We start from the raw sequence: 24214 nt of genomic DNA, 5'->3' as shown, positions 1-24214 counted from the left end.
TGTTTGACAGCCCTCCAAAAAGCCACCATAATGCGTCCCTCTTTAAGGCTATGTAGCTCAGTTGGTTAGAGCACAGCACTCATAATGCTGGGGTCGCAGGTTCGAGTCCCGCCATAGCCACCAGATACTTCTCTGGTTAACGCCAGAGAAAAAGCCCCGCAAATCTAACGGTTACGGGGCTTTTGACATTGGTCATCGCTCTCCCAAGTACCAACAAAGCCGACCACCATTGTTGGTATATTTGTTGGTATCAAATCCACATACCAACAATCCATTTTCCGTGGATATTCCTCCCTCACCCCCCGCTGCTTGGGGCTGGCAAAAATATGCCCGCGCTGAATTTTGGCTTTTGATAGCAAGTCCCCTTTTGCCACAAATACCATACGGCCTATCTCTATTTTAAGAGCGATCATGTACTTAGAAGATGCCCGCTGTACCTTCATATTTCACTATAAATTTAGATTTTTAATTCTTAGGTACGCCAATAAAATAATTTAATTTTTACAATATAGTTTGCAGAGGAAAGCTTTATTTAATTGAGCCTTCAAAGGCAAAAAAATGAATCCTTGTTTACATCGCGTTGTATGTTATTGATTTTTTACTGCACTTTCCATTGATGCGTCAAAGTTTAATTTTTATATTGACTAAATAAAATGTACATTTTTACCTGCTATAGAGCAAAAACATAGCCAAAAAAAATATTTTAGAGCGTTTTTTCGAGCCCCTGCATCGCCAGCTAAGCAAAAATATGGCACCACTCGTGGCCTCTGGCCCCACTGATTTACCTGCAAGCACAGCTAAATCAGTACCGTGCTCCGGTTTAAAACAGCGCTTCTAACTTTGACATAACAACGGCTACCCTTCCATATGCACAGCACTAATCTGCTAAAATACAGCAAATTTATGCAATGCAATAAGTCTGAAGCTGCCGCTTTTAAATATCTTATCGCTCTCTCTTAGTCTGCTCTACCCGCCCCCAATCTTCGGGCGCTTTTACCGTAAGGCTCGTCATGACCTCTCCTTTCGCACCCCGCAAATCTGTCACCATTATTGGTGGTGGCCCTGCTGGCCTCATGGCCGCCGAAATCCTTAGCCAGGGAGGGGCAGACGTGGATCTTTTTGACGCAATGCCATCGGTAGGGCGTAAATTTTTACTTGCTGGCGTGGGTGGTTTAAATATTACCCACTCCGAAGCTACCGAGCCTTTTTTAGCCCGCTACGGCCAGCGCAGCAGCCAGCTGCAGCCCATGCTGGCTGCCTTTAGTAACGAAACTTTGCAAAAATGGGTACATGGCCTCGGCATCGAAACCTTTGTGGGCAGCTCTGGCCGGGTATTTCCGAAAGAAATGAAAGCCGCCCCCCTATTACGCGCCTGGATTTCCAGATTGCGCAGCAGTGGCGTGCGCATTCATGTGCGCCATCGCTGGCTGGGCTGGAACGATACTGGGCAAATGCGCTTTACTACGCCAGAGGGCGAAATCAGCCACAGCAGCGATGCTGCCATACTGGCTTTGGGCGGTGCAAGCTGGGCCAAGCTCGGCTCTGATGGCCTTTGGCAGCCTCTACTGGCAGAAAAAGGCATCGATATAGAGCCTTTAGCCCCTGCAAATTGTGGCTTTGATATTGGCTGGAGCGATCACTTAAGCGAGCGCTTTGCCGGTACGCCACTGAAAGCGGTTGCCATTGAATTTAAAGGCATGCGTAAACAAGGCGAATTTGTACTGACCAAAGGCGGGGTAGAAGGCAGCCTGATCTATAGCTTCTCTGCAGCTTTTCGTGATGAAATCAAAGCCAGTGGTAGCGCCGATATTCTGCTGGATCTCGCCCCCGGCAAATCGCTGGAACGTATTTTAGAAGATTTGAAACGCCCGCGTGGTGCAGATTCAATGGCCAGCCATTTGCGCCGCAAATTAGGTATCGAGGGGGTAAAAGCGGGCCTGCTGCGCGAAGAGATTTCCCGCAACGATTTTAACGATATGAATAAACTGGCTATCGCTATTAAAGGTCTGCCGCTCAAACTATTAGCCACGCGGCCAATTGATGAAGCCATCAGCAGTGCTGGCGGTGTGCGCTTTGAAGCAGTAAACCCTGCGCTGATGCTGAACAAAATGCCCGGCGTATTTTGTGCGGGCGAAATGCTGGATTGGGAAGCTCCCACCGGTGGCTATCTAATTACCGCCTGTCTTGCCAGCGGCAGGCAAGCCGGATTGGGTGCTCTGGATTGGTTAAATCAAAACAATTAAATATGCTAGCCAGTTCATACATTTGAACTGGCTAACCAGATTAAAAACTGCTTAATGCGTATCTCTACCATCTAAGACTATTCATCAACAAAGCGATCAAAATCAATAACTGCACCATTTCACACAAAAAACTCAAAAAACAGCGCTATAGAACCTACTTGTACCTACCATCAGTTAAAAAAAATATTCCGTTTTGTAATTAAAAATCTCTGCCATATTAAGCATAACCAGTAACCATAAAATGGTGATGCAAAATGTCTTCTTTCCAAAAAAATCTTATGTTATCTATTGGCTGTCTGATGCTATTAGTCATCGTATTTGCCGTATATGTCAGCCTGCAAAGCCGGGTGGACGATGCCAATTTGCAGCGCTACCAATCCTATTTACTTGCAGACGAGTTACGTCAGTCTTCTGATGATTTAACCCGCCTGGCACGAACCTATGTGGTGTCGCGCGATCCGGCGTATGAAAAGCAATATATGGATATTTTGGCGATTCGTAATGGAGAAAAAGCACGGCCAGAAAGCTACAACCGAATCTACTGGGATTTTGTAGCTGCTACAGGAGCCGCGCCAAGAGCCGATTCAGCCCTCAAACGCCCCTTATTAGAAATGATGAAGGAGCTGGGATTTACCGATGAAGAATTTGGCAAGCTCACTGAAGCCAAGAAAAACTCCGATGGCTTAGTCAATACCGAAGTAGAAGCCATGGGTTTAGTCAAAAAAACCGGAGAAGGCTCGGAAGAAGGCTACGCCAAAGCACGAACAATAATGCACGATAAAAACTATCACATAAATAAAGCCAAAATCATGCAGCCCATTGATGAGTTTTACATCCTGCTTGAATTACGTACCACAAAGGCGGTAGTCGACTCCAATCACTTGGCCAACATTGCAAAACTGACCTTCATATTAACCGGACTAGCGACTCTATTTATGCTGTGGCGCACTTTTGTCGCCTTACGCAACACCATCGGTGGCAGTGTGGAAGAAGCCAAGCAACACATTTCCTATATGGCCGCAGGTGATTTTGCACACCACATTGCAATAAGTGGCCACGCTCCAGACAGCTTTCTGGCCCTTATGGGCGATATGCAAATCAAATTAAGCCGCATAATGCAACAAGTTTCAAATGCTGCCCAGGAAATCGAATTGGGAGCAGATGCAATTGGCAATGCCTCGGATGAAGCAGAAAATTTAGTCAAAAATCAATCCGACTCAATGCTCGCGATGCGTGAAACCGTACAACAACTTGTCACCAGCATTAGTCAAATTTCAAGCAACGCCAACAACGCCAGCGACATGACCAAATCATCCAATCAAACCTTAACCCGCAGCGATCAGGTAATCCGTGAAACAGTAGACAGCATCAAAATTATTGCCGCTACAGTACAAGAAGCCTCCGGCAGTGTCGCTATGCTCACAGGCCATGCCCAGCAGATTTCTGTGATTGTGCAAGTCATCAGAGATATTGCAGATCAAACCAACCTTCTGGCTTTAAACGCTGCTATCGAAGCTGCAAGAGCTGGCGAGCAAGGACGGGGCTTTGCTGTCGTCGCTGATGAGGTACGAAAACTAGCTGAACGCACCGCTAGCTCCACACAGGAAATTACCGATAAAGTACGTAAAATCCAGGAAGGCACTGAATACACAGCAGTACATATGAATGATGGAGTAAAGAAGGTAGAAATGGGCGTTGAACTCGCCAGCCGTGCAGGGACTGCAATCGAAACCATACGCATTGATGCAGAAGCAATGGGGAATGTAATCGGCGACATCAGCAGCTCTCTGCACCAGCAATCACAAAAAGCCAATAACGTGGTTGGTAACATAGACCTTGTTTCACGGCTGGCATCATCCAGCAGCAGTGCAGTAGAAAAAGCCGCCGGTAACGCACGACGCCTGAGAGAGCTATCCAAAGCGCTCACAGCAGAAATGCAGCAATTTCACTTAGTGTAATCCAGTAAAGACAGGCTTCCCCTACTCCACAGCGCCACCCAAAGCCTTATAAATGGCCAGCAAATTACTTGCCTGATCAAAGCGATTTTGTAGCAGGCTGGTTTGGGCGTTACGGCGGCGGGCGGCGGCATCCAGCCGGGGCTGGATGTCTGTGGCCCCTGCTTCAAAACGGGCCTGAGCGATACCATCTAGCTTGTCTGCCAATTGCAAAGACTGAACCAGCTGCTGGTTTTGTTCGCCAAGGCGAACTCTGGCATCCAGTGCCTGCTCAGTTTCAGCCAATGCTTTATAAAGACCTTGCCTGAATGTAATAAGCAACTCTTCATATTGCGTACGGCTGATATCCAGATTCAGCTGATGCTTTTCCCAATCTAAAAAAGGCAGCGCAAGATTCAGGCCGGCAGAAGCGATCGGGTTTTGAAATAGCTCAACTAAAGCAGAACTACCGCTACCCAGGCTGCTGGTAAGTGAAAAGCCGGGGTAGAACGCTGCCCGAGCCACATCAATTTGCGCCAAACTCGCCCTTAATCTAGCCTCCATCGCCTGTAAATCAGGGCGTCGGCCTAATACCTCACTAGGCAAACCCGCGGCAATGCCGGGTAAATCACCTTGCGGTAAGCGGGCTTCTGTCAGAGTAAAACTCTGTGGTGGCCGATCAAACAATAAACTCAGGCTATAAAATGCGGATTTTCTTTGCTGCAAAAGCTGAGTGTGATTAGCCTCTTCACTCAACAAGCTTTGCTCGGCGCTCAGCACTTCACTTCTTGCCAAAGCCCCTGCCTGATTCTTGGCCTGTACGATCGCCAGCAGCCGCTTCTGCTGCTGCAGATCAAGGGTGCTGGCCGCAAGCTTTTGATCCAGTAAAGCAATAGTCCAATATTGACCTGCAACCGATGCCGAGATTGATAATTTAAGCGCCTGCCTGTCGGCCTCAGAAGCAATCCGCTCTTCCCTGGCGGCGGCCCGATCACTGGCTAAACGCCCCCACAGATCAAACTCATAGCTGGCAGTGGCCGAGAGATTGTAGCTCTGACGATTGACTACCGGATCAAAACTACGACTCACACCCGCTTCACCACTTCCACCCAGAACTGGTAAAGCCGCATGCTCACTGACGCCCTCTCTAAGATACGCACGGCGTAATCTGATAGCGGCAACAGATAAATCTGCATTGCTTTGCAAAGCATCGTCAATCAGCCGGTTAAGCGCCGTATCATGAAATGCCAGCCACCATGAGCCCTGAGACACGTTAGCGGCCTGATTTTGCTCAACCCACAGGGCAGGTGTAGCGGGCAAAGGTGTACCGGAACTAGGACTAAGCAAAGAGCCGCAAGCGCTAAGTAAAACCGTTGAAAATAATAAAATTTTTTTCATTTTTATTCTCGCGCCAGCGCTTCAATCGGATCTAGACGTGCAGCATTGCGGGCGGGCAGAAAGCCAAAAAAGACACCAATCAAAGTCGAACAAATAAAGGCTGCAACAAAAGAGCCAAGTGAAAAAATCATTTTCCAGTCAGGTGCAACCAGAGCCACCAGGCCGCCAATTGCCAGCGATAACAAGGCACCAATTGCGCCACCAATCAGGCAAACGAGTACCGACTCGGTTAAAAACTGCTGCATCACATCACTTTGCCTTGCGCCCACCGCCATACGAATTCCGATTTCACGCGTTCGCTCAGTGACCGACACCAGCATAATGTTCATCACGCCAATCCCGCCTACCACCAGAGAAATCAGCGCAATCAGCGATAATAAAAGCGCCAGCATCTGGCTGGTCTGCTCTATTTTTTTAACGAGACTATCCATATTGTAAATAAAGAAGTCCTTACTGCCATGGCGTAATGTAAGCAGCTTTTCTACACTTTGCTCGGCCGCAGCGGACGATTGCCCATCCTTCACCCGCACCGTGATGCTGTTAAAATATTGCCGCCCGAACAGGCGATTGGCCGTAGTGGTAAACGGCAGCCAGACCTGCAAAGATTGCCCGCCACCGCCAAAGCCACTCTTATTTTCTGCTGCCACACCAATCACCGTGGCTGGCAAATTACCTACTAAAATCACCTGTCCCAGCGGGTTGCCCCCCTTAGGGAATAATTTGCCCTGGGTATGAAGATCGATCACGACCAGCTGCGATTGGTTCGCCACATCCTCACTATTAAAAAATCGCCCCAGTGCAGGCTGCAAACCACTCACCCGGAAATAATACTCACCTACCCCACTCACACTGGCCTCTATATCCTGGGATCGATGGCGCAAGCGCAAATTAGTACTGGTACTAGGGGTTACACTATCAATAAAGGGCATAGCCTGCAGCGCAGTAATATCCCCCGGCAGCAGGGAGCGTAAACTTCCCGCCCTATCGTCCCCTCTGCCTTTACCGGGGAAGATATTCATCGTGTTACTGCCAATTTCACCAAAATTTTGCAAAATCCTGCGCTTGGCACCCTCACCAATTGCCACAATCGACACGACCGAAGTAATACCAATCACCACGCCCAGCATGGTGAGCAAGGTGCGCATCCGGCTAGCCGACATCGCCCGCCAGGCCATATTTAAAGCCGCCCCAAAGCGATCTAGTACAACTTTTAGCGATTTCACTTCCCGCCTGTGCGGTGCGACTTTTCCTTCAACCTGCACATCCAGCGGCTTGCTGTGATCGCTAATAATGCGCCCATCGCTGATCTCTACGATGCGCTCGGCACAATCGGCCACTTTATGATCATGGGTAACAATAATGACGGTGTGTCCCTGTGCGTGCAGCTCGCGCAGTATATTCATCACTTCTTCACCGCTGTGGCTGTCAAGCGCACCGGTGGGCTCGTCAGCCAGAATGACTTCGCCACCATTCATCAAAGCACGGGCAATACTCACCCGCTGCTGTTGACCACCAGAAAGCTGGCTGGGGCGATGCTCAAATTTATCGCTTAAGCCAAGGCGGCTGAGCAGAGCTTTGGCTCTATCCTGCCGCGCATCCTTAGCCAGCCCCGAATAAATCGCCGGCATTTCCACATTGCCCTGCGCCGATAAATGCGGCAATAAATGGTAGCGCTGAAAAATAAAACCAAAACGGTCCCGCCGCAACCCGGCCAGCTCGTCACTATCAAGACTAGAAACATCACGGCCATTCACCTGATAAGTACCCGAAGTTGGCTGATCCAGGCAACCCAGGATATTCATCAAGGTAGATTTGCCCGAGCCGGAAGCGCCCACAATCGCCACCATTTCACCAGCGTGAATACAAAGATTCACCTGATCGAGCACCACAGCATCACCATCGCCAGCCGAAAAGCTGCGCACAATATTGGCTAACTCCAATAATGGTTTACGCACGCTATGCTCCAACTGACGCAGAACCACCTGATTTACCTAGGGCCGCATCGCCAGTTACCACCAGATCGCCTTCCTTCAAGCCTTCAAGTACTTGCACCTGCACATTGTTATTCAGGCCGGTTTTGATCTGTTTGTCCACAGCAAAACCATCCATGCCGACCACCCGCACGGTATAGCGGCCATCTTTGGCCTTCGCTCCCAAGGCAATGGTGGGGATACTTAAAGCACTTTTTGCAAAATCAAGCACAATCGCCACCTGAGCTGTCATATCCTGACGCAGCGCACGACCGGGGTTTGGCACCTCAAACAGTGCATTATAAAAAATCGCATTATTCAATTTTTCCGGAGTCGGTTGAATCGCACGCAATTTACCGTGATAGCGTTTATCCGGCTCCCCCAAAGTAGTGAAATAAACCGCCTGCCCGGCATGGACTTTCATCACATCTGCCTCCGAAATCTGCGCTTTAACGGTGATGGTATCTAAATCGGCCAAGGTTAAAAGATTAGGCGCTTGCTGAGCAGCAATTACGGTCTGCCCTTCCAGCGTAGTAATCGCCGCCACTTCACCATCAATCGGCGCAAGAATACGGGTGTAGCCAAGACGGGTTTTGGCAGAATCAAGTGTAAGCCTGGCTTTTTTGATATCGGCATCGCGCAGCGCCAAATCGGATTGCAGCATTCTTTGCTTTAAGCCTGCATCCTCCAATGCCTGCCTGGACGTAGCTTCACGGCTCAGCATGGTTTGCTGGCGGCTCAGCTCGGTTTTGGCCTGCTCCAATTGCAGCAGAGTCGATTGCCTTTGCGCGAGCAACCCCTCTAAAGATGCCCCAGCATTGAGTGCCTCGTTTTGCGCCAGATTCGGGTCGATGGTTGCTAAAAGCTGGCCTTTCTTTACCCTGTCCCCAAGTTCCACTTCCAGCTTTTGCAACTGCCCGGAAACCTGCGCACCCACATCTACCTTGCGAAAAGCCTGCAAAGTGCCTGTTGCCAGTACTGCATTTTCCAGATCTGCCCTCTCCGCCTTCGCCGTGGTGTACTGAGGGGCAGCCTTACTTGGAAAGAAAATCACCTTTACTCCCCAGCCAAATAAAGCCAGCAGGAATAAAACCATTACAATTTTCAACCAGGACCAACGTTTAAACTTCCAAGTCATCGCGTTTTCTTCCAAGCAGTCGATAAAACGAGGCGGTCAGCATAACACCCGGCTTGACTATTTTTTACCGTAAAAAAGTAGCATATAACCATATATTTTTATAGCAGGAGCGCTCTGCTTAACCACAGTCATGAGTAGGCAATGTACGTCTCGCACCATATGACATAAACATTAATGGTGCCACTACACCATTAGTTATTTGTCATTGACTGATAACATCCAGAGCAGTTAAAAACTTATCTCAAGATATTTTAAGTAAGCAAAACCCAAACACCCTAAGTAAACTTGGCATAGCTTTGCCTGCGTCTGCCTCAATTGGAGCGAGCGCAACCCTCACTTAGGCGGCGCGCTCGGCCGCAACGCTACTGCAGCGGGCCAAAATACGATGAAAGATATTTTTGGCATCAAGATATAAACCCCTTACCTCTAGGCCCGCTATGTCTTTGCTCAATACCGCTCTTGCACAAGAAATCGTCAACCGAACCATGACAATTATTGGCAGCAATGTAAATGTGATCGATGCCTCGGGCACGGTGATCGGCAGTGGTGATGCAAAGCGGCTGGGCAAGCAGCATGAAGGCGCTTTGCTGGTGTTGTCTCAGCAGCGCACGGTAGAAATTGACGATGCCATGGCGCAGCAGCTGCATGGCGTGCGCCCCGGTGTGAATTTACCGCTGCGCCTTGCCGGGCAGATTGTGGGCGTAGTCGGTATCACCGGCCAGCCCGATGCGGTGCGCCACTATGGCGAGCTGGTGCGCATGACGGCGGAAATGAGCTTAGAGCAAGCAAGGCTGATTCAGGCCTTGGGGCGTGACACCCGTTACCGTGAAGAGCTGGTTTTGCAGCTGATCAAAGGAGAAGCCGCGCCGCATTCCGATCTGGAAGCCTGGGCGCAAAAGCTAGGCGTAGATATCCAGCGCCCGCGCGTGGTGGCGGTGATTGAGGTAGACAGCGGCACGCTGGGTATTGATGCTGCATTGGCCGAGTTGCAAGAGCTGCAAACCCTGCTGGGCACGCCAGAGCGCGACAATCTGGTGGCCACCGTTTCTTTAACCGAATTAGTGGTGCTCAAACCCGCGTTAGATCATCAAGGCAGCTGGAACCCGGAAGAGCACCGGCTGCGGGTACACGATTTACTCGCACGGGTTGCCAGCAAAAGCAAGCTGGGAGTACGCATTGCGCTAGGGCAATATTTTAGCTGCGCCAATGCCGTGGCCCTGTCTTATCAGAGTGCCATCACAACTTTGCAAATCGGCAAGACACGCCACCTGGAGCAGGCCTGCTTTTTTTATCAGGATTTAAGCTTGCCGGTGCTGCTGGCCGGGTTAAATTCAGGCTGGCAAGCCGCACAGCTACGTATCCCGCTTAAAAATCTTGAGCGCCAGGATGGCAACGGCCAGCTGCGCAAAACACTACAGGCGTGGTTTGCCTGTGACACCCGCCCCGTAGAAACAGCGCAGTTTTTGCATATTCATCGCAACACGCTGGATTACCGCCTGAGCCGGATTGAGGCTATTACTGACCTGAATCTCAGCAAAACGGATGATCGCTTTTTACTCTACGCTGCTTTGCAAATTGCATAACATCACGCCACCCGTAATAAACTCCAAAAAAAATACCAAACACCCTGCATATTTTTATGCAATTGCATGAAGATATCCCCTCGCAGGAAGTTTATCCTGTTCAACATATGCTATCCGCAACCCTCGGCCAGAACAGGAGTTTCAAGCGATGGAAGTCAGTACTCTAGGTGCGCTCAGTGCGCTCGTTGTTGCCATTTTTCTAATTTTAAGAAAAGTACCTCCTGCCTACGGCATGATTGTTGGCGCTTTAGTGGGCGGAATTGTAGGCGGGGTTGATTTATCCAGCACCGTCAATTTAATGATGGGTGGCGCCAAAGGGATTATCCCTGCCGTCATGCGCATTCTGGCGGCCGGTGTGCTGGCGGGTGTGCTGATCGAATCAGGTGCCGCAGCCAGCATTGCCGATACCATCGTCAAAAAAGTAGGCGAAACCCGCGCACTCCTAGCTTTGGCAATGGCCACCATGATTTTAACTGCCGTTGGTGTGTTTATTGATGTGGCTGTCATTACCGTTGCCCCGATTGCCCTGGCAATTGCACGGCAGGCCGATCTATCCAAAATGGCGATTTTACTGGCCATGATAGGCGGTGGTAAGGCGGGTAATGTCATGTCACCCAACCCCAATGCAATTGCAGCGGCCGATACCTTTCATGTACCACTCACCTCGGTGATGGCTGCAGGGATAGTGCCAGGTCTGGTCGGTTTAGGGGTTGCCTATTTCATTGCCAAAAAGCTAGTTAATAAAGGCAGCAAGGTTGAAGCCAGCGAAGTGGTCGCTTTTGATCGCAAAGCCTTGCCTTCCTTTGCGACCGCCATCGTGGCCCCGCTGGTGGCTATTATTCTGCTTTCACTACGCCCGGTGTTTGGCATTGTGATTGACCCCCTGCTCGCCCTGCCTCTTGGCGGTTTACTTGGCGCACTGGCAATGGGCCGCTTTAAAGACAGCAATCAATTTGCCGTGGCAGGCTTAGGCCGCATGGCTCCGGTGGCGATTATGCTGCTGGGCACGGGGACTTTAGCTGGGATCATTGGTGCATCCAGCCTTAAAACTGTACTGATCGAAGCACTGCAAAGTTCTGGCCTGCCCGCCTATATGCTGGCCCCGATCTCCGGTGCGCTAATGTCGCTGGCAACCGCTTCCACCACAGCAGGCACTGTGGTTGCATCGCAAGTATTCAGCAGCACGTTACTCGAGCTGGCCGTTCCAGCCCTTGCCGGTGCCGCCATGATTCATGCGGGTGCTACCGTATTTGACCATATGCCGCACGGCAGTTTCTTCCACGCCACAGGTGGCGCGGTCAATATGAGCATCACTGAACGCCTGAAAGTCATTCCTTACGAAACAGCAGTTGGCTTGTCAATTACAATTGTTTCTACGCTGATTTTTGGTGTGTTTAAATTTTAAGTACTGGAGTTGATAATGAAAATTGTAATTGCCCCCGATTCCTACAAAGAAAGCCTCTCTGCACTTGAAGTTGCCACGCAAATTGAAGCCGGTTTCAAAGAAATACTACCCGATGCACAGTATATAAAAGTGCCGGTAGCCGATGGAGGTGAAGGCACGGTTGAAGCCATGGTTGCCGCCACAGGCGGGCGGATTATTTTGCAAACAGTCACCGGCCCGCTCGGCGAATGTGTGCAGGCATTTTTAGGGCTGTCTGGTGATGGCCATACTGCCATTATCGAAATGGCGGCAGCCAGTGGTTTAAGCCTGGTCCCCCCTTCATTACGTAACCCCATGCTGACCACCAGTTATGGCACAGGTGAGCTGATTCTGGCCGCACTCGAGCATGGCGCAAGACATATTATTCTGGGGATCGGCGGCAGCGCGACGGTTGATGGTGGCGTAGGCATGATGCAGGCTTTGGGCGGACGATTTTTAAACGCATCAGGTAATCCTCTGGCTTTTGGTGGTGCTGATCTGTCCCAGCTCGCACAAATGGACCTCAGCGCCGTCGATAAGCGCATTCAGGATTGCAAATTTGAAGTGGCTTGCGATGTAAACAATCCGCTAATTGGCGAACAAGGCGCCGCAGCTATCTTTGGCCCGCAAAAAGGGGCAACACCTGAAATGGTCGCTCTACTTGATGCAGGTCTTGCCCACTACGCCCAGCAAATCAGCCAGGATTTAGGCATTGACGTGGCACACGCCAAAGGAGCGGGTGCAGCAGGCGGCATGGGCGCTGCGGCTCTGGCGTTTTTAAATGCCAGCCTGCGCCCCGGTGTAGAAATCGTACTGGAATCCGTGCAATTTGCCGCTCTGTTGCAAGACGCAGATCTGGTCATCACTGGCGAAGGCCGTATGGACAGCCAGACCATCCATGGCAAAACACCGATGGGTGTGGCGCGAATGGCCAAGATATTTGATATCCCCGTTATTGGCGTCGCAGGCTGCCTCAGCCCCGATGTAGATGTGGTGCACCAGCACGGAATCGAAGCCGTATTTAGTGTTCTCAACCGTGCCGTCTCAATTGAAGAAGCTCTGGCCCAGGCTGCAGAAAATATACGGCGCTGCGCCAGAAACATCGCCGCCACCATTAAACTGGCGCAAAACCTGCCTAAACGATAGCCACCATTGGCCCGGCTTATGTCGGGCCAATTGCTATACAAAGCTCCGTATTTTTCGTAAATTATATTTTCAAGATTTTGATTTTGCCGCATAAGCGCCCTTGTTTCGCAGCAAAAAAGCCCTTAATCGGCACAAAAAGCCCAGTTTTCACGCCCACATAAATCAGTCTGCACTTTCAATACGCCCCCGAGCTTGTTAGCATTGCGGGTTTTACTAGCGGGAATCCCCATGCCTAAGCTCTTGTTTTGGCTAGCGCTTGCCATCAGCAGCCACAGTTACGCCGCTCGCATCCTGCCCAATCAAGGCCAGTTAGGGAGTCTGGAAGCCGCCGCTCTGCCTGAAATTAAAATTAACGGCAAGCTCTACCGCACAGCGCCGGGGCTTAGAATCTACGGCATTAATAATGCCCTGATTATGCAAAATCAAACCCCGCAACAAGCCCCGATCTGGTATCAGATTGAAACAACTTCCGGCAATATCTGGCGGATCTGGCTGCTTACAGATGATGAAACCGCCACATTAAAAGCCCGCCCGAAAGCGATCCTCACAGAATAATTAACCGAAAGTACAGGCACATTTCATATCTTCGAGCATTAGCTGCCCGTAACAAGCAAACACAATTCAATGAATGAATTTGAAGTAAAACTAACGATCAGAGCATGTATCAATGAGCAAGAAAGTATTTATTAAGACCTTTGGCTGCCAGATGAACGAATACGATTCGGACAAAATGGCCGATGTCCTCCACGCATCCGAAGGCTTAACACAAACCGATAATGTTGAAGAAGCCGATGTGATTTTGTTTAACACCTGCAGCGTGCGTGAAAAAGCGCAGGAAAAAGTGTTTTCAGATCTTGGCCGCGTAAGAGAGCTCAAGCTAAAAAACCCTAATCTTTTAATCGGTGTAGGCGGCTGCGTCGCCTCGCAAGAAGGTGCAGCCATTGTGAAGCGCGCGCCCTATGTAGACATGGTGTTTGGCCCGCAAACCCTGCACCGCCTGCCCGATTTAATTGCAGAGCGTCGCAGCAGCGGTATTTCTCAGGTAGATATTTCTTTCCCTGAAATCGAAAAATTCGACAATATGCCGCCAGCGCGTGTCGAGGGTGCAACCGCTTTTGTATCGATCATGGAAGGTTGCAGCAAATATTGCTCGTTCTGCGTGGTGCCTTACACACGCGGTACCGAATTTAGCCGCCCGTTTGAAGAAGTACTGGCCGAAGTGGCTGGGCTTGCCGCGCAAGGCGTGAAAGAAATTACCCTGCTTGGACAAAATGTAAACGCCTATCGCGGGGCGATTGAAGAAGGCAAAGACGGCGAAGTAGCCGACTTTGCCACCTTGCTCGAATACGTACACGAAATTCCCGGAATTGAGCGCATGCGCTACACCACCAGCCATCCGCGTGAAATGACCCAGCGGATTGTAGATTGCTATCGCACCCTGCCCAAGCTCGTTTCCCACCTGCATTTACCGGTGCAGGCCGGATCGGACCGCGTACTGGTGAATATGAAACGCGGTTACACCACGCTGGAATTCAAATCACTGGTGCGTAAGCTAAAAGACGCACGCCCGGATATTTGCCTGAGCTCCGACTTTATTGTGGGCTTTCCCGGTGAAACCGAAGACGATTTTGAGCGCACCATGAAGCTAATTAACGATGTGGGCTTTGATGCATCATTCAGCTTTGTTTACAGCCGCCGCCCCGGCACGCCTGCTGCCGATTTGCCAGATGATGTACCTGAAGAGCTGAAACTCACCCGCCTCAGACGCCTGCAAACCCGCATTGACGAGCTGGCGCTGGACGTCAACAAAAACATGATCGGCACCGTGCAACGTGTACTGGTTGAAGGCATGGCACGTAAAAACCCTGAGCTGCAAGAGCTGGCAGGCCGCACGGATAACAACCGCATTGTTAACTTTGCAGGCAACCCGCGTCTGATTCATCAGTTTGTAGAAGTGCTGATCACCGAAACTTTCCCGCACAGCCTGAAAGGCGAAATTGTTGTGAAGTAAACAGACGTTAAGCCGCCTCCTGAAGCAGGGCCACAGGAAGAAGAGATATTTCTTCCTGCTCTTAACTTGTTTATTTTTGCTTAGTCACTATGATTGGGCTGAATCAGCCTGTCAGCTCATTGAAGCCTTATAAGATATTAATTACTGCGACGATTGTCATCAACGCACCCGCCAAAAGTATTAGGATATAGGCCTGCCTTACCCTAATACGCATTACCCAAGGAAAACACCATGCTATCGCCAAAAGATGCTGAACTTTTTGCCGTACTAAGCGACGACGACCTCGACCTATTGGCCGATTTTTTAGAATCTGATGCAGCCCCGGAGCAAGCAATGGATTTATCCATGCTGCATGGTTTTTTAACTGCGCAGCTGATTGGCCCGGAAGAAATCCCTGCAGATAAATGGTTTGCCCAGGTTTGGGGTGAAAATGGCGAGCGCCCGAAATTTGCTTCAAATGCAGAGAAAGAAAAAATCGAAGGCCTGATTCTGCGCCTCTATAATCAGCTGATGGATGAGCTGGCCGATGCCGAAAACACCTTTAGCCCGATTGTGTATGTAGACGAGGAAAGCGGCCAGGATATCTCGCAGCAATGGTGCTATGGCTTTACGCTGGGCACATCAATGAACCCGGATGCCTGGCAGGAAATGATGGACGACGAAGAATACGCTCAGCTTGTCTACCCGATTCTGGTTTGCGCCGACGACGAAGGCCGCGCCAATCTGGAAAGTGACGGGCAGGATATGGACGAATTCGAGCACGAAGTCGCAGCATCTTTAGTTGATATCATCCCGGAAATCCGCACATTCTGGCTGGAACGCCGCGAAGTGCCAAAGAATTTTCACTAAACCTTGTTCTGATTCCAAGATAGAAACCTAAAGTCTGTAGACACAGAGCTAAAAGGAGCGCATGAGGCATACGGAAAAACCCTTGAATTTTCAGGTTTTTCTCGATGCGCTCTGTGTTCTTAGCGATCTCTGTATCTACAGATTTGTGTACTTTTGAGAGTCTCTTTTGAATAGCCAAATCATCCATTTCACCCCTGTTGATAACCGTCGCCTTGCCAATCTTTGTGGCGCTTTTGACGAAAACCTGAAGCAAATCGAAACCGCGCTCGATATCACCATCGTCAGGCGTAATGAGCAGTTTCGCGTCAGCGGCAGCGCCAAAAACCTGCAGCAAGGTATTACGCTGCTGGAGCATTTTTACGCCATGGCAGAAGAGCCGCTGGAGCGGGATGATCTACAGCTATCAATTATCGAACACATGCAAAGTACAGAAATTCCGTATATAGAAGAAAACACTACACCGCTACGCACCAAACGCCATGATTTACGTGGCAGAACGCCGCGCCAAACGATCTATATCAAAGCCATCCAAGATCACGACATTACCTTTGGCATCGGCCCGGCCGGCACGGGTAAAACCTATCTGGCTGTCGCTTGTGCCGTCGATGCACTAGAGCGTGATCTGGTTAAACGCCTGGTTTTAGTTCGCCCGGCCGTAGAAGCAGGTGAAAAGCTCGGTTTTTTACCCGGCGATCTAGTACAGAAAATCGATCCTTATCTGCGCCCGCTTTACGATGCGCTCTATGATTTAATGGGCTTTGATAAAGTCACTAAGCTATTTGAAAAAGGCATTATCGAAGTCGCTCCGCTGGCCTTTATGCGCGGCAGAACCTTGAACAACAGCTTTATTATTCTGGATGAAGCACAAAACAGCTCACCAGAGCAGATGATGATGTTTCTGACCCGTATCGGCTTTGGCTCTAAAGCGGTTGTTACTGGCGATCCGACCCAAATCGATTTACCCAAGCATCAAAAGTCCGGCCTGAACGACGCACAAGATGTGCTGGCTGATATCAAAGGCATTGCCCTGCACCATTTCACCAGCGAAGATGTGGTTCGCCATCCGCTGGTGCAAAAAATAGTTAACGCCTACGCAAAGAAAACACAAGAACGGGAAGCAGCATCATTACGCCGCAAGGAATAAACATGTATCGCATCATTTTTATTCTGCTACCACTTGTCAGCAGCCCGGGCTTTGCCATTGACGGCAAAGGTGAACAAGAAGTAAACGCCCTGCTTCAATTTATCGAAAAAGCGAATTGCACATTTATTCGCAATGGCAGCAATTATTCCGCCAAGGAAGGTGCCGATCATATGCGGGATAAATTTAATAAAACACGCGACAAACTTAAATCTGCAGACGACTTTATCGAACATATTGCCAGTAGCAGCTATTTTTCCGGCAAGCCTTACCAAATTCAATGTGGGCAGGCCGCCGCTAAAGCAACCGGGCCCTGGTTAAGCAGCGAGCTAAGCAGAATCAGAAAAGGAGGCAAGCCATGAGTCAACGTTTAGAAATCTGCCATCAGATAGAAAGCGCCGCCACCGGCCTGCCTGACACAGTACAGTTTCAGGCCTGGGCGAAAGCTGCATTGCTACCCGATGTAACAGCGGCAGAAATTACTTTTCGAATTGTCGACACCGAAGAAGGCCAGCAGTTAAATCGTGATTATCGTGGTAAAGACTACGCCACCAATGTGCTCACCTTTACCTTTAATGAAGACATGTCCGATATCCCCGGCCTGCCGCTGCTGGGCGATATTGTGTTCTGCGCGCAAGTAGTAGAAAAAGAAGCTCTGGAACAAAACATCAGCCTGCTTGATCATTACGCCCACCTAACTATTCACGGCATGCTGCATTTACAAGGCTATGATCACCAGGAAGAAGATGAAGCAGAAGCCATGGAAGCGCTGGAAACCAGGCTGCTGGCAGGCTTAGGTATCCGCGACCCTTATTCTGAAGAGAAATAACGCCTACGCGGATCTCCATACGAAACAGATCACGGCTTGTGACCATCTCACTATCACAGCACTGCCTGCAATATCCCGCCACAAGCCATGATCTTAAACTGGCTTTGCCAGCACTTTCAGATGCAAACCAATGATTATCTCATCTAAAATGTGCATTAACCTATCTGTCATAAGATGTACTCAAGCCCCCGGTGCTTTTTTACAGGGTGATTAATCATGCCTGATTTGCTTAATCCCTTTCTCCCGATAAAGGCTAAAAGCAAGTAGAATCAGGGCGTTTAAGAAAAAAGAACTGAGAATGGGAATATGCTGACTTTCCAAGAAATTCTGCTCACGCTGCAAAACTACTGGGGCCGTAATGGTTGCGCCCTGTTGCAGCCTTACGATATCGAAGTAGGCGCGGGAACATTCCATACCGCCACATTTTTACGGGCACTTGGCCCGGAGCCTTGGAACGCCGCCTACGTGCAGCCTTCACGCCGCCCTAAAGACGGCCGTTACGGTGAAAATCCGAACCGTTTGCAACACTATTATCAGTTTCAGGTAGCTTTAAAGCCATCACCTGACAATATCCAGGATCTGTACCTGGGCAGCTTGCGCGAGCTAGGCATTGATACCAGCGTGCATGATATCCGCTTTGTAGAAGACGATTGGGAAAGCCCGAGTCTGGGAGCCTGGGGTCTGGGTTGGGAAGTATGGCTAAACGGGATGGAAGTCACCCAGTTCACCTATTTCCAGCAAGTTGGCGGGATTGACTGCAAGCCGGTGCTCGGTGAGATCACCTATGGTGTTGAACGTCTGGCCATGTATTTGCAAGGTGTAGAAAACGTTTACGATTTAGTGTGGACAGTTTACCCGAATGGCCAGAAAGTAACTTACGGCGATATTTACCATCAAAATGAAGTGGAGCAATCCACTTATAATTTTGAACACGCCAATGTGCCGCTACTGCTTGATTTATTCAATAAATTTGAAAGCGAAGCCGCCCGCCTGATGCAAGCAAATCTGGCGCTGCCAGGCTACGAGATGGTAATGAAATGCTCCCATGTATTTAATCTGCTGGATGCCCGTGGTGCAATTTCGGTGACTGAACGTGCGGCTTATATTGGCCGCGTTCGCACACTGTCACGCTTGGTTGCCAGGGCCTATTACGACTCGCGCGAAGCTCTGGGTTTCCCTATGTGCCAAGCGGCTACGGCTTAAGGTGATATCAATGATCCGCTATCTTCTGTTGATTACGCTATTAACTGCTTGTGGAAAATTTGAAGACGAGGTTTACGGCCCGCTTGAAGTTCCGAAAGAAGGCGACTGGCGCAGCTATGGCACGATGGCGGATTATGAAATGCTGGTCGATGTAAAATCGATTACACATGACGATGATTACGCGCCTACCAAGTACACCTATGTCTGGTTACAGCAAAAATTTAATCAAGACCAGATTGATGAAATAAGCAAAAAGAAGTATCGCCTGAAGTATTCACGCCACGCTATTGATTGCCCGTCAAAAAAAATGGCAGGTGTTTTAAGCGATTTGCGTGATACAGAAAACGAGCAGGTGGCGCGTTACGATATCCCAGGTTTTCAGTGGGAATTCGATGAACCACCTGCCAATAGCTTTGGCGGTGATTTTGTTCGCCAAGTTTGTAAAATCATGGCCGAGAAAGAAGCTAAATTAAAAGAGAATTAATCCCCATGTCCAATCCTGTATCTCAAACACTACTGATTGAAATTTTTACCGAAGAGTTGCCCCCCAAAGCACTGCCTAAATTAGGTGCAGTGTTTGCAAATGGTATTTTTGATGAGTTGGCCAAGCTGGGCTTTGTAGCAAAAGACGCCGAATTTGAATCCTTTGCCAGCCCGCGCCGCCTTGCCGTATCAATCGCCAATGTGCTGGCAGTGCAGCCCGATCAGGCCATTGAGCGCCGGGGTCCTGCTATAGCTTCCGGCATGAAAGACGGCGTACCAACACCTGCACTCGCTGGCTTTGCCCGTAGCTGTGGCGTAGAAGTCGCGCAATTGGCGCAAGGCTCCGATGGCAAACAAGACGTATATATTTTTTCCTCGATAAAAACCGGCGAAGCGCTGACTAAAGTCTTATCAGGCATTATTGCGGCCACACTTAAAAAACTGCCCGCACCAAAAACGATGCGCTGGGGCGACAGAGACGGCCAGTTTATCCGTCCGGTGCATGGCCTGGTGGTACTGCACGGCAGCGATATCGTGCCCGCGCAGTTTCTGCATTTAGAAGCGGGCCGCAGCACTCTGGGGCATCGTTTCTTATCCAACGGCGAAATTGAGCTGGCAAACGCCGACGAATACGCAGGCCGCCTGTTTGATGATGGCTTTGTAGAGGCAAGCTTTGATGCGCGCCGCGCTTTGATTGCCGATCAGCTAAAAAATGCCTGCACTGAGCTAAATGCCCAGATTGCGCCATCGGATGGTTTACTGGATGAAGTCACTGCGCTGGTTGAATGGCCGGTGATTTATACCGGTAATTTCGATGAGAAATTCCTGGATGTGCCGCAAGAGTGCCTGATTTTATCGATGCAGCAGCATCAGAAATACTTCCCGCTGCTCGATCAAAACGGCAAATTACTGCCTAAATTCTTAGTGGTTTCTAATCTGGAAACCGCCGATCCTAGCCATATTATTCATGGTAACGAGCGCGTATTACGTGCGCGTTTATCGGATGCGGAGTTCTTTTTTGAACAAGACAAAAAGAAGAAACTTGAATCCCGCGTGCCGCAGCTGGCCAATGTGGTTTATCACAACAAGATCGGCAGCCAGCTTGAGCGCGTAGAGCGTTTGCAAAAAATTGCCGCTGCCATCGCGGTGAAGCTCAGAGCCGATGTGGCCGATTGCAAACGCGCTGCATACTTAGCCAAGGCCGATCTGATCGCTGATATGGTGGGTGAATTCCCAGAATTGCAAGGTGTGATGGGCATGTATTACGCCCGCATCGATGGCGAAAACGAAGCGGTAGCCAGTGCCATTGAAGGCCATTACCACCCGCGTTTTGCCGGTGACACTTTGCCAGTTGGCGCGGTGGCTCAGGCAGTTTCTCTGGCAGATAAACTGGAATCCATCGTTGGCATTTACGGTATTGGTCTGATCCCGACTGGTGATAAAGATCCGTTTGCCTTACGCCGCGCCGCGCTTGGCGTCTTGCGTATGGTGCTGGATTTACCGCTGGATCTGAAAGAATTGCTCAGCATTACCAGCGATGCTTTCCCGGCAGGTGTGATTGCCGATGGCACCATTGAGGGCGTGTATGGCTTTATGCAAGATCGCCTGAAAAACTATCTGGCGGCAGATTATCCGTCCACCGATATCGATGCCGTCTTGGCGCTAAACCCAACGCTGCTGAACGAGATGGTGATTCGCCTGCAAGCCGTTGCGGCGTTTAAAGCCCTGCCAGAAGCCACTGCTTTGGCAGCGGCAAACAAGCGTATTCGCAATATCTTGAAAAAAGTCGAAGGCGATTTGCCAGAGCTGAATGCGGCGCTGCTGAGCGATGCGGCTGAAATTGCCCTGCATGCTGAGTTATTAAAGCTGCAGCCAGTGGTCAGCAGTGCCCTGATGAGCCAGGATTTCACTGGTGCATTAAAAGCACTGAGCGCATTAAAAGAGCCAGTCGATGCATTCTTTGATTCGGTGATGGTAATGGCAGAAGATCTAGCCGTGCGTGGCAATCGCCAGGCGCTGCTCGCCGCGCTGGCCTGCCTGATGAACCGCGTAGCCGAGTTGTCTTTATTGGCTGAGTAAACGCAAAAAACGTTAAACAAGTCTGCAGACACTAAGATCTCAAAGTGAGTAAAGCGAGAACACAGAGCATGATGTCGTTTTTGGTGCGTAATGTTTTTTTCATTGCGCATCTTAGCGAAATCTCATCGTTAGCAACGAGCAAGCACGACGCTGAGGTATGCTGGGTGTTCTTTCCGTTCTCTGTGTCTACAGAACGTTTAGTTTTTTGAAGCAGATTTAAAACGGAGTCGCGTATGAAGTTATTGATTCTCGACCGCGACGGCGTAATCAATGAAGATAGTCCGAACTACATCAAAACGCCAGAGGAGTGGACTCCGATTGCAGGCAGCTTAGAAGCCATCGGCGAGTTATCCCGCTCTGGCTGGACCATTGTGGTGGCCACAAACCAAAGCGCGATTGGCCGAAAAATGATTGAGACAGGCATGCTCAACCATATTCATGCCAAGATGCACCGAGCCATTGCCGGGCAGGGCGGGCATGTAGATGCAGTGTTTTTTTGTCCTCACGGGCCAGATGATGGCTGTACTTGCCGCAAACCTAACCCCGGCATGATTTTAGATATTTCCAGCCGTTTTCATGTACCGGCTTCACAGCTGACGATGGTAGGTGATTCTCTGCGTGATTTACAAGCTATTGCGGCCGTCGGTGGTAAACCGGTCCTGGTTCGTACCGGTAATGGCATTAAAACTGAACAGAAAGGCTTGCTGCCTGATGGCACGCAGGTATTTGACGATTTGGCGGCATTTGCTGCGCATTTACTTGTAGTCAGCCCAGCTGGATGAATGGGATAGAGATAATGGATTTTTTCGTCTGGAAAAATGCAAGAAAACCGCATAGCAAGCTATGCCGCCAGACAGAAAAAGACGCGACTCATACTCGCCCGATTCATCAGGGCTGACAACTAGCACCAGAGGGTGAAGATTAAATGATTTGGTTGCGCTCCATTCTGTATTGGCTGGCTGTCCCTGTAGTAACTCCCGTTTTCTGCGTAATTGCGATCTTGATTCTGCCGCTGCCCCCAGTGCTGCGCTACCGGATTATTCGTGGCTGGTCGTGGACAATGCTCAAATGGCTGAAATTCACCTGTGGCCTGACTTATCGCGTAGAAGGCATCGAAAACCTGCCCGCTCACCCGTCAGTAGTGATGTGCAAGCACCAGTCGGCCTGGGAAACATTGGCCCTGCAGCATGTGTTTCCGCCGCAAGTTTGGGTATTGAAAAAAGAACTGCTGAAATTGCCGATTTTTGGCTGGGGCTTAGCGACTTTATCGCCGATTGCGATCGACAGATCGAACCGTGCCGAGGCGCAAAAGCAGCTGATCGCCCAGGGTAAAGATCGCCTGGCTAAAGGCTTCTGGATTGTGATTTTCCCGGAAGGCACCCGTGTTCCATCGGGTGGCTACAAGCCTTATAAGCAAGGCGGAGCACGTTTAGCCATCGACTTAGAAGTGCCGATTGTGCCAGTAGCGCTTAATTCGGGTGAATTCTGGCCAAAAAATTCTTTCCTGAAATGGCCGGGCGAAATTACCATGGTGGTGGGTAAGCCCATCGATCCCACCGGCCGCAGCCCGCTGGAGCTAACACAAGAAGTTGAAACGTGGATCGAGAACGAAATCCAACGTTTTGGCGGTATTGGCCCCTGCTACTCGCCTGGCAATCATGGCAAAAAGGCCACAGCGCATCATGAAGCGTAAGCTTGCCATGGCCTCACCTGCCTCTCCCCAAGCAGCGCCCTTGGCGCAATGTTACGTTAAATGACTACACATTCGCTGCGTCTGGCTGATCGTGAACTGCCTTACCAGCTGGAGCGCAGCAGCCGGCGGCACTCGATTGGTCTAAAAATCACCGCCAGTGGCCTCACCGTAATCCTGCCTGCCCGTGCGCCTTTAAAAGAAGCCGAGCGGGCCATAGAAAGTAAATTAAAGTGGATACTTGCCAGGCTGGCGACACCTATCATCGCCCCTGCGGCATTGGCGGCGGGCAGCAGCGTGCTGTGGCTGGGCCTGCCTAAATTTATTCAGCGCTGTGCTGGCCGCACCCGGCTGGATGAAGATGTGCTGTATGTGTCAGAACAAAGCCCGTTGCCCATAACAATCACACGCTTTTATCAGCGCAGCGCCAAGCCTTATTTCTTGCAGAGGCTGGCGTATTGGAGTGAGGGAATGGGCTTGCAGCCACGGCAACTTTTCTTAAGCTCGGCTAAAAGCCGCTGGGGAAGTTGTACCGCCTTAGGCGATATTCGCCTGAACTGGCGCTTAATGCAGGCCCCGCCACTGGTGATTGATTATGTGGTGATCCACGAGCTGGCGCATTTGCAAGAGCTAAACCACTCCCCTCGTTTCTGGGCCATTGTAGAGAGTGCCTGCCCAGATTGGAAAACGCATCGCTTATGGCTGAAGCAAAACGGTGCAATGCTGTTTGCTTGGTAGGAGAGGTACTTATACGTGCTAAGTAAAGTCAAAAAGATCTTTTTAGTGCCTTCGGCACGTTAATTTTGGAGCGGTTGCCACCGCAGAGGCCTTCCTTTCTTGAATGGCCAAGAAACGAAGCCAAAGAAGGCCGCCCCGGCCAGCACGAAACCCCTCACTGCGGACAATCGAGTCGGCGGCTGCGGGACTCGCTTCGGCGTGCTTTAAGGGGACTTTAAAAAGCCCCGTGCCAAGATCTTGACCATTACGATTTTTCGTTGTTTGCTGAAATAAAATCGAATTCGAAAAATAACTTTTAAACCCTGTTTTTCTCCGTGAAACTCTTTGTTTCAAGATTTGGGTTTTACAACACCACA

At 50.1% G+C, this 24214-nt stretch carries 20 protein-coding genes and 1 tRNA gene; 18 read left to right on the top strand and 3 right to left on the bottom strand.

Annotation, left to right across the window (positions count from 1 at the left end):
• Positions 1–46: 46 nt before the first annotated feature.
• The 3 genes from EJO50_RS15360 (at position 47) to EJO50_RS15350 (ending at position 4201) form a co-directional block, all read left to right on the top strand.
• Positions 47–123: transfer RNA gene (locus tag EJO50_RS15360), tRNA-Met, on the top strand.
• Between the two features lie 887 nt (positions 124–1010).
• A complete protein-coding gene (locus EJO50_RS15355; RefSeq protein ID WP_125975625.1) occupies positions 1011–2243 on the top strand; it encodes a TIGR03862 family flavoprotein in 1233 nt (410 codons plus the stop codon).
• A 299-nt stretch (positions 2244–2542) separates the two neighbouring features.
• Complete coding sequence (locus tag EJO50_RS15350) at positions 2543–4201, top strand: methyl-accepting chemotaxis protein (RefSeq protein ID WP_206434408.1); 1659 nt, start codon at positions 2543–2545, stop codon at positions 4199–4201.
• 21 nt (positions 4202–4222) lie between these two features.
• Here the strand turns inward: EJO50_RS15350 and EJO50_RS15345 are convergent, their stop codons facing one another.
• The 3 genes from EJO50_RS15345 to macA are packed head-to-tail and all read right to left on the bottom strand — an operon-like array spanning position 4223 to position 8683.
• Positions 4223–5575, bottom strand: coding sequence for an efflux transporter outer membrane subunit (locus EJO50_RS15345; protein ID WP_125975621.1), 1353 nt, complete (start codon positions 5573–5575; stop codon positions 4223–4225).
• Between the two features lie 2 nt (positions 5576–5577).
• Positions 5578–7530: a macrolide ABC transporter ATP-binding protein/permease MacB gene (gene macB, locus EJO50_RS15340; protein ID WP_125975619.1), complete on the bottom strand. Its 1953-nt coding sequence runs from the start codon at positions 7528–7530 to the stop codon at positions 5578–5580.
• Position 7531: 1 nt separating this feature from the next.
• Positions 7532–8683: a macrolide transporter subunit MacA gene (gene macA / locus EJO50_RS15335; protein ID WP_206434407.1), complete on the bottom strand. Its 1152-nt coding sequence runs from the start codon at positions 8681–8683 to the stop codon at positions 7532–7534.
• A gap of 437 nt (positions 8684–9120) precedes the next feature.
• Here macA and EJO50_RS15330 point away from each other — a divergent pair, with 437 nt between their 5' ends.
• From EJO50_RS15330 to EJO50_RS15260, 15 genes are all read left to right on the top strand, one after another.
• Positions 9121–10266, top strand: a complete 1146-nt coding sequence (locus tag EJO50_RS15330; RefSeq protein ID WP_125975617.1) for a sugar diacid recognition domain-containing protein — start codon at positions 9121–9123, stop codon at positions 10264–10266.
• 148 nt (positions 10267–10414) lie between these two features.
• The gene (locus EJO50_RS15325) at positions 10415–11671 is read left to right on the top strand and encodes a GntP family permease (protein WP_125975615.1); all 1257 of its coding nucleotides are present in this window, start codon (positions 10415–10417) and stop codon (positions 11669–11671) included.
• 15 nt (positions 11672–11686) lie between these two features.
• The gene (locus EJO50_RS15320; protein ID WP_125975614.1) at positions 11687–12835 is read left to right on the top strand and encodes a glycerate kinase; all 1149 of its coding nucleotides are present in this window, start codon (positions 11687–11689) and stop codon (positions 12833–12835) included.
• Positions 12836–13063: 228 nt separating this feature from the next.
• The gene (locus tag EJO50_RS15315) at positions 13064–13390 is read left to right on the top strand and encodes a hypothetical protein (RefSeq protein ID WP_125975611.1); all 327 of its coding nucleotides are present in this window, start codon (positions 13064–13066) and stop codon (positions 13388–13390) included.
• Positions 13391–13502: 112 nt separating this feature from the next.
• Positions 13503–14846: a tRNA (N6-isopentenyl adenosine(37)-C2)-methylthiotransferase MiaB gene (miaB, locus tag EJO50_RS15310; protein WP_125975609.1), complete on the top strand. Its 1344-nt coding sequence runs from the start codon at positions 13503–13505 to the stop codon at positions 14844–14846.
• 231 nt (positions 14847–15077) lie between these two features.
• Entirely contained in the window at positions 15078–15695 is a 618-nt protein-coding gene (locus tag EJO50_RS15305; protein ID WP_125975607.1) for a UPF0149 family protein, read from the top strand.
• Positions 15696–15861: 166 nt separating this feature from the next.
• Positions 15862–16839 (top strand): PhoH family protein, encoded by a 978-nt coding sequence (locus tag EJO50_RS15300; RefSeq protein ID WP_125975605.1) that lies wholly within the window; start codon positions 15862–15864, stop codon positions 16837–16839.
• Between the two features lie 2 nt (positions 16840–16841).
• The gene (locus tag EJO50_RS15295; RefSeq protein WP_125975603.1) at positions 16842–17198 is read left to right on the top strand and encodes a DUF5329 family protein; all 357 of its coding nucleotides are present in this window, start codon (positions 16842–16844) and stop codon (positions 17196–17198) included.
• Entirely contained in the window at positions 17195–17665 is a 471-nt protein-coding gene (gene ybeY, locus EJO50_RS15290) for an rRNA maturation RNase YbeY (RefSeq protein WP_125975601.1), read from the top strand. The genes EJO50_RS15295 and ybeY overlap by 4 nt, the downstream gene beginning before the upstream one ends.
• Before the next feature lie 306 nt (positions 17666–17971).
• Entirely contained in the window at positions 17972–18868 is an 897-nt protein-coding gene (gene glyQ, locus EJO50_RS15285) for a glycine--tRNA ligase subunit alpha (RefSeq protein ID WP_125975600.1), read from the top strand.
• 10 nt (positions 18869–18878) lie between these two features.
• Entirely contained in the window at positions 18879–19352 is a 474-nt protein-coding gene (locus EJO50_RS15280) for a hypothetical protein (protein ID WP_125975598.1), read from the top strand.
• Positions 19353–19357: 5 nt separating this feature from the next.
• A complete protein-coding gene (glyS, locus tag EJO50_RS15275) occupies positions 19358–21430 on the top strand; it encodes a glycine--tRNA ligase subunit beta (protein ID WP_125975596.1) in 2073 nt (690 codons plus the stop codon).
• A 233-nt stretch (positions 21431–21663) separates the two neighbouring features.
• Complete coding sequence (gene gmhB, locus EJO50_RS15270; protein WP_125975594.1) at positions 21664–22212, top strand: D-glycero-beta-D-manno-heptose 1,7-bisphosphate 7-phosphatase; 549 nt, start codon at positions 21664–21666, stop codon at positions 22210–22212.
• A gap of 143 nt (positions 22213–22355) precedes the next feature.
• Positions 22356–23123 (top strand): lysophospholipid acyltransferase family protein, encoded by a 768-nt coding sequence (locus tag EJO50_RS15265; protein ID WP_125975592.1) that lies wholly within the window; start codon positions 22356–22358, stop codon positions 23121–23123.
• A 60-nt stretch (positions 23124–23183) separates the two neighbouring features.
• Entirely contained in the window at positions 23184–23858 is a 675-nt protein-coding gene (locus tag EJO50_RS15260; protein ID WP_125975591.1) for a M48 family metallopeptidase, read from the top strand.
• The last annotated feature ends 356 nt before the right edge of the window (positions 23859–24214 follow it).

It is taken from the genome of Iodobacter ciconiae (genome assembly GCF_003952345.1).
Taxonomy (GTDB): Bacteria; Pseudomonadota; Gammaproteobacteria; order Burkholderiales; family Chitinibacteraceae; genus Iodobacter; species Iodobacter ciconiae.
This window is presented reverse-complemented; position numbering and strand designations above follow the sequence as displayed.

Excerpts from the sequence above, each read along its gene's own strand:
- EJO50_RS15320 (WP_125975614.1), top strand. The coding sequence starts at position 11,687 with ATGAAAATTGTAATTGCCCCCGATTCCTACAAAGAAAGCCTCTCTGCA.
- EJO50_RS15305 (WP_125975607.1), top strand. The coding sequence starts at position 15,078 with ATGCTATCGCCAAAAGATGCTGAACTTTTTGCCGTACTAAGCGACGAC.
- glyS (WP_125975596.1), top strand. The coding sequence starts at position 19,358 with ATGTCCAATCCTGTATCTCAAACACTACTGATTGAAATTTTTACCGAA.
- EJO50_RS15355 (WP_125975625.1), top strand. The coding sequence starts at position 1,011 with ATGACCTCTCCTTTCGCACCCCGCAAATCTGTCACCATTATTGGTGGT.
- glyQ (WP_125975600.1), top strand. The coding sequence starts at position 17,972 with ATGCTGACTTTCCAAGAAATTCTGCTCACGCTGCAAAACTACTGGGGC.
- EJO50_RS15350 (WP_206434408.1), top strand. The coding sequence starts at position 2,543 with ATGCTATTAGTCATCGTATTTGCCGTATATGTCAGCCTGCAAAGCCGG.
- EJO50_RS15330 (WP_125975617.1), top strand. The coding sequence starts at position 9,121 with ATGTCTTTGCTCAATACCGCTCTTGCACAAGAAATCGTCAACCGAACC.
- EJO50_RS15280 (WP_125975598.1), top strand. The coding sequence starts at position 18,879 with ATGATCCGCTATCTTCTGTTGATTACGCTATTAACTGCTTGTGGAAAA.
- EJO50_RS15265 (WP_125975592.1), top strand. The coding sequence starts at position 22,356 with ATGATTTGGTTGCGCTCCATTCTGTATTGGCTGGCTGTCCCTGTAGTA.
- EJO50_RS15260 (WP_125975591.1), top strand. The coding sequence starts at position 23,184 with ATGACTACACATTCGCTGCGTCTGGCTGATCGTGAACTGCCTTACCAG.
- ybeY (WP_125975601.1), top strand. The coding sequence starts at position 17,195 with ATGAGTCAACGTTTAGAAATCTGCCATCAGATAGAAAGCGCCGCCACC.
- EJO50_RS15295 (WP_125975603.1), top strand. The coding sequence starts at position 16,842 with ATGTATCGCATCATTTTTATTCTGCTACCACTTGTCAGCAGCCCGGGC.
- gmhB (WP_125975594.1), top strand. The coding sequence starts at position 21,664 with ATGAAGTTATTGATTCTCGACCGCGACGGCGTAATCAATGAAGATAGT.
- EJO50_RS15325 (WP_125975615.1), top strand. The coding sequence starts at position 10,415 with ATGGAAGTCAGTACTCTAGGTGCGCTCAGTGCGCTCGTTGTTGCCATT.
- EJO50_RS15315 (WP_125975611.1), top strand. The coding sequence starts at position 13,064 with ATGCCTAAGCTCTTGTTTTGGCTAGCGCTTGCCATCAGCAGCCACAGT.
- miaB (WP_125975609.1), top strand. The coding sequence starts at position 13,503 with ATGAGCAAGAAAGTATTTATTAAGACCTTTGGCTGCCAGATGAACGAA.
- EJO50_RS15345 (WP_125975621.1), bottom strand. The coding sequence starts at position 5,575 with ATGAAAAAAATTTTATTATTTTCAACGGTTTTACTTAGCGCTTGCGGC.
- macA (WP_206434407.1), bottom strand. The coding sequence starts at position 8,683 with ATGACTTGGAAGTTTAAACGTTGGTCCTGGTTGAAAATTGTAATGGTT.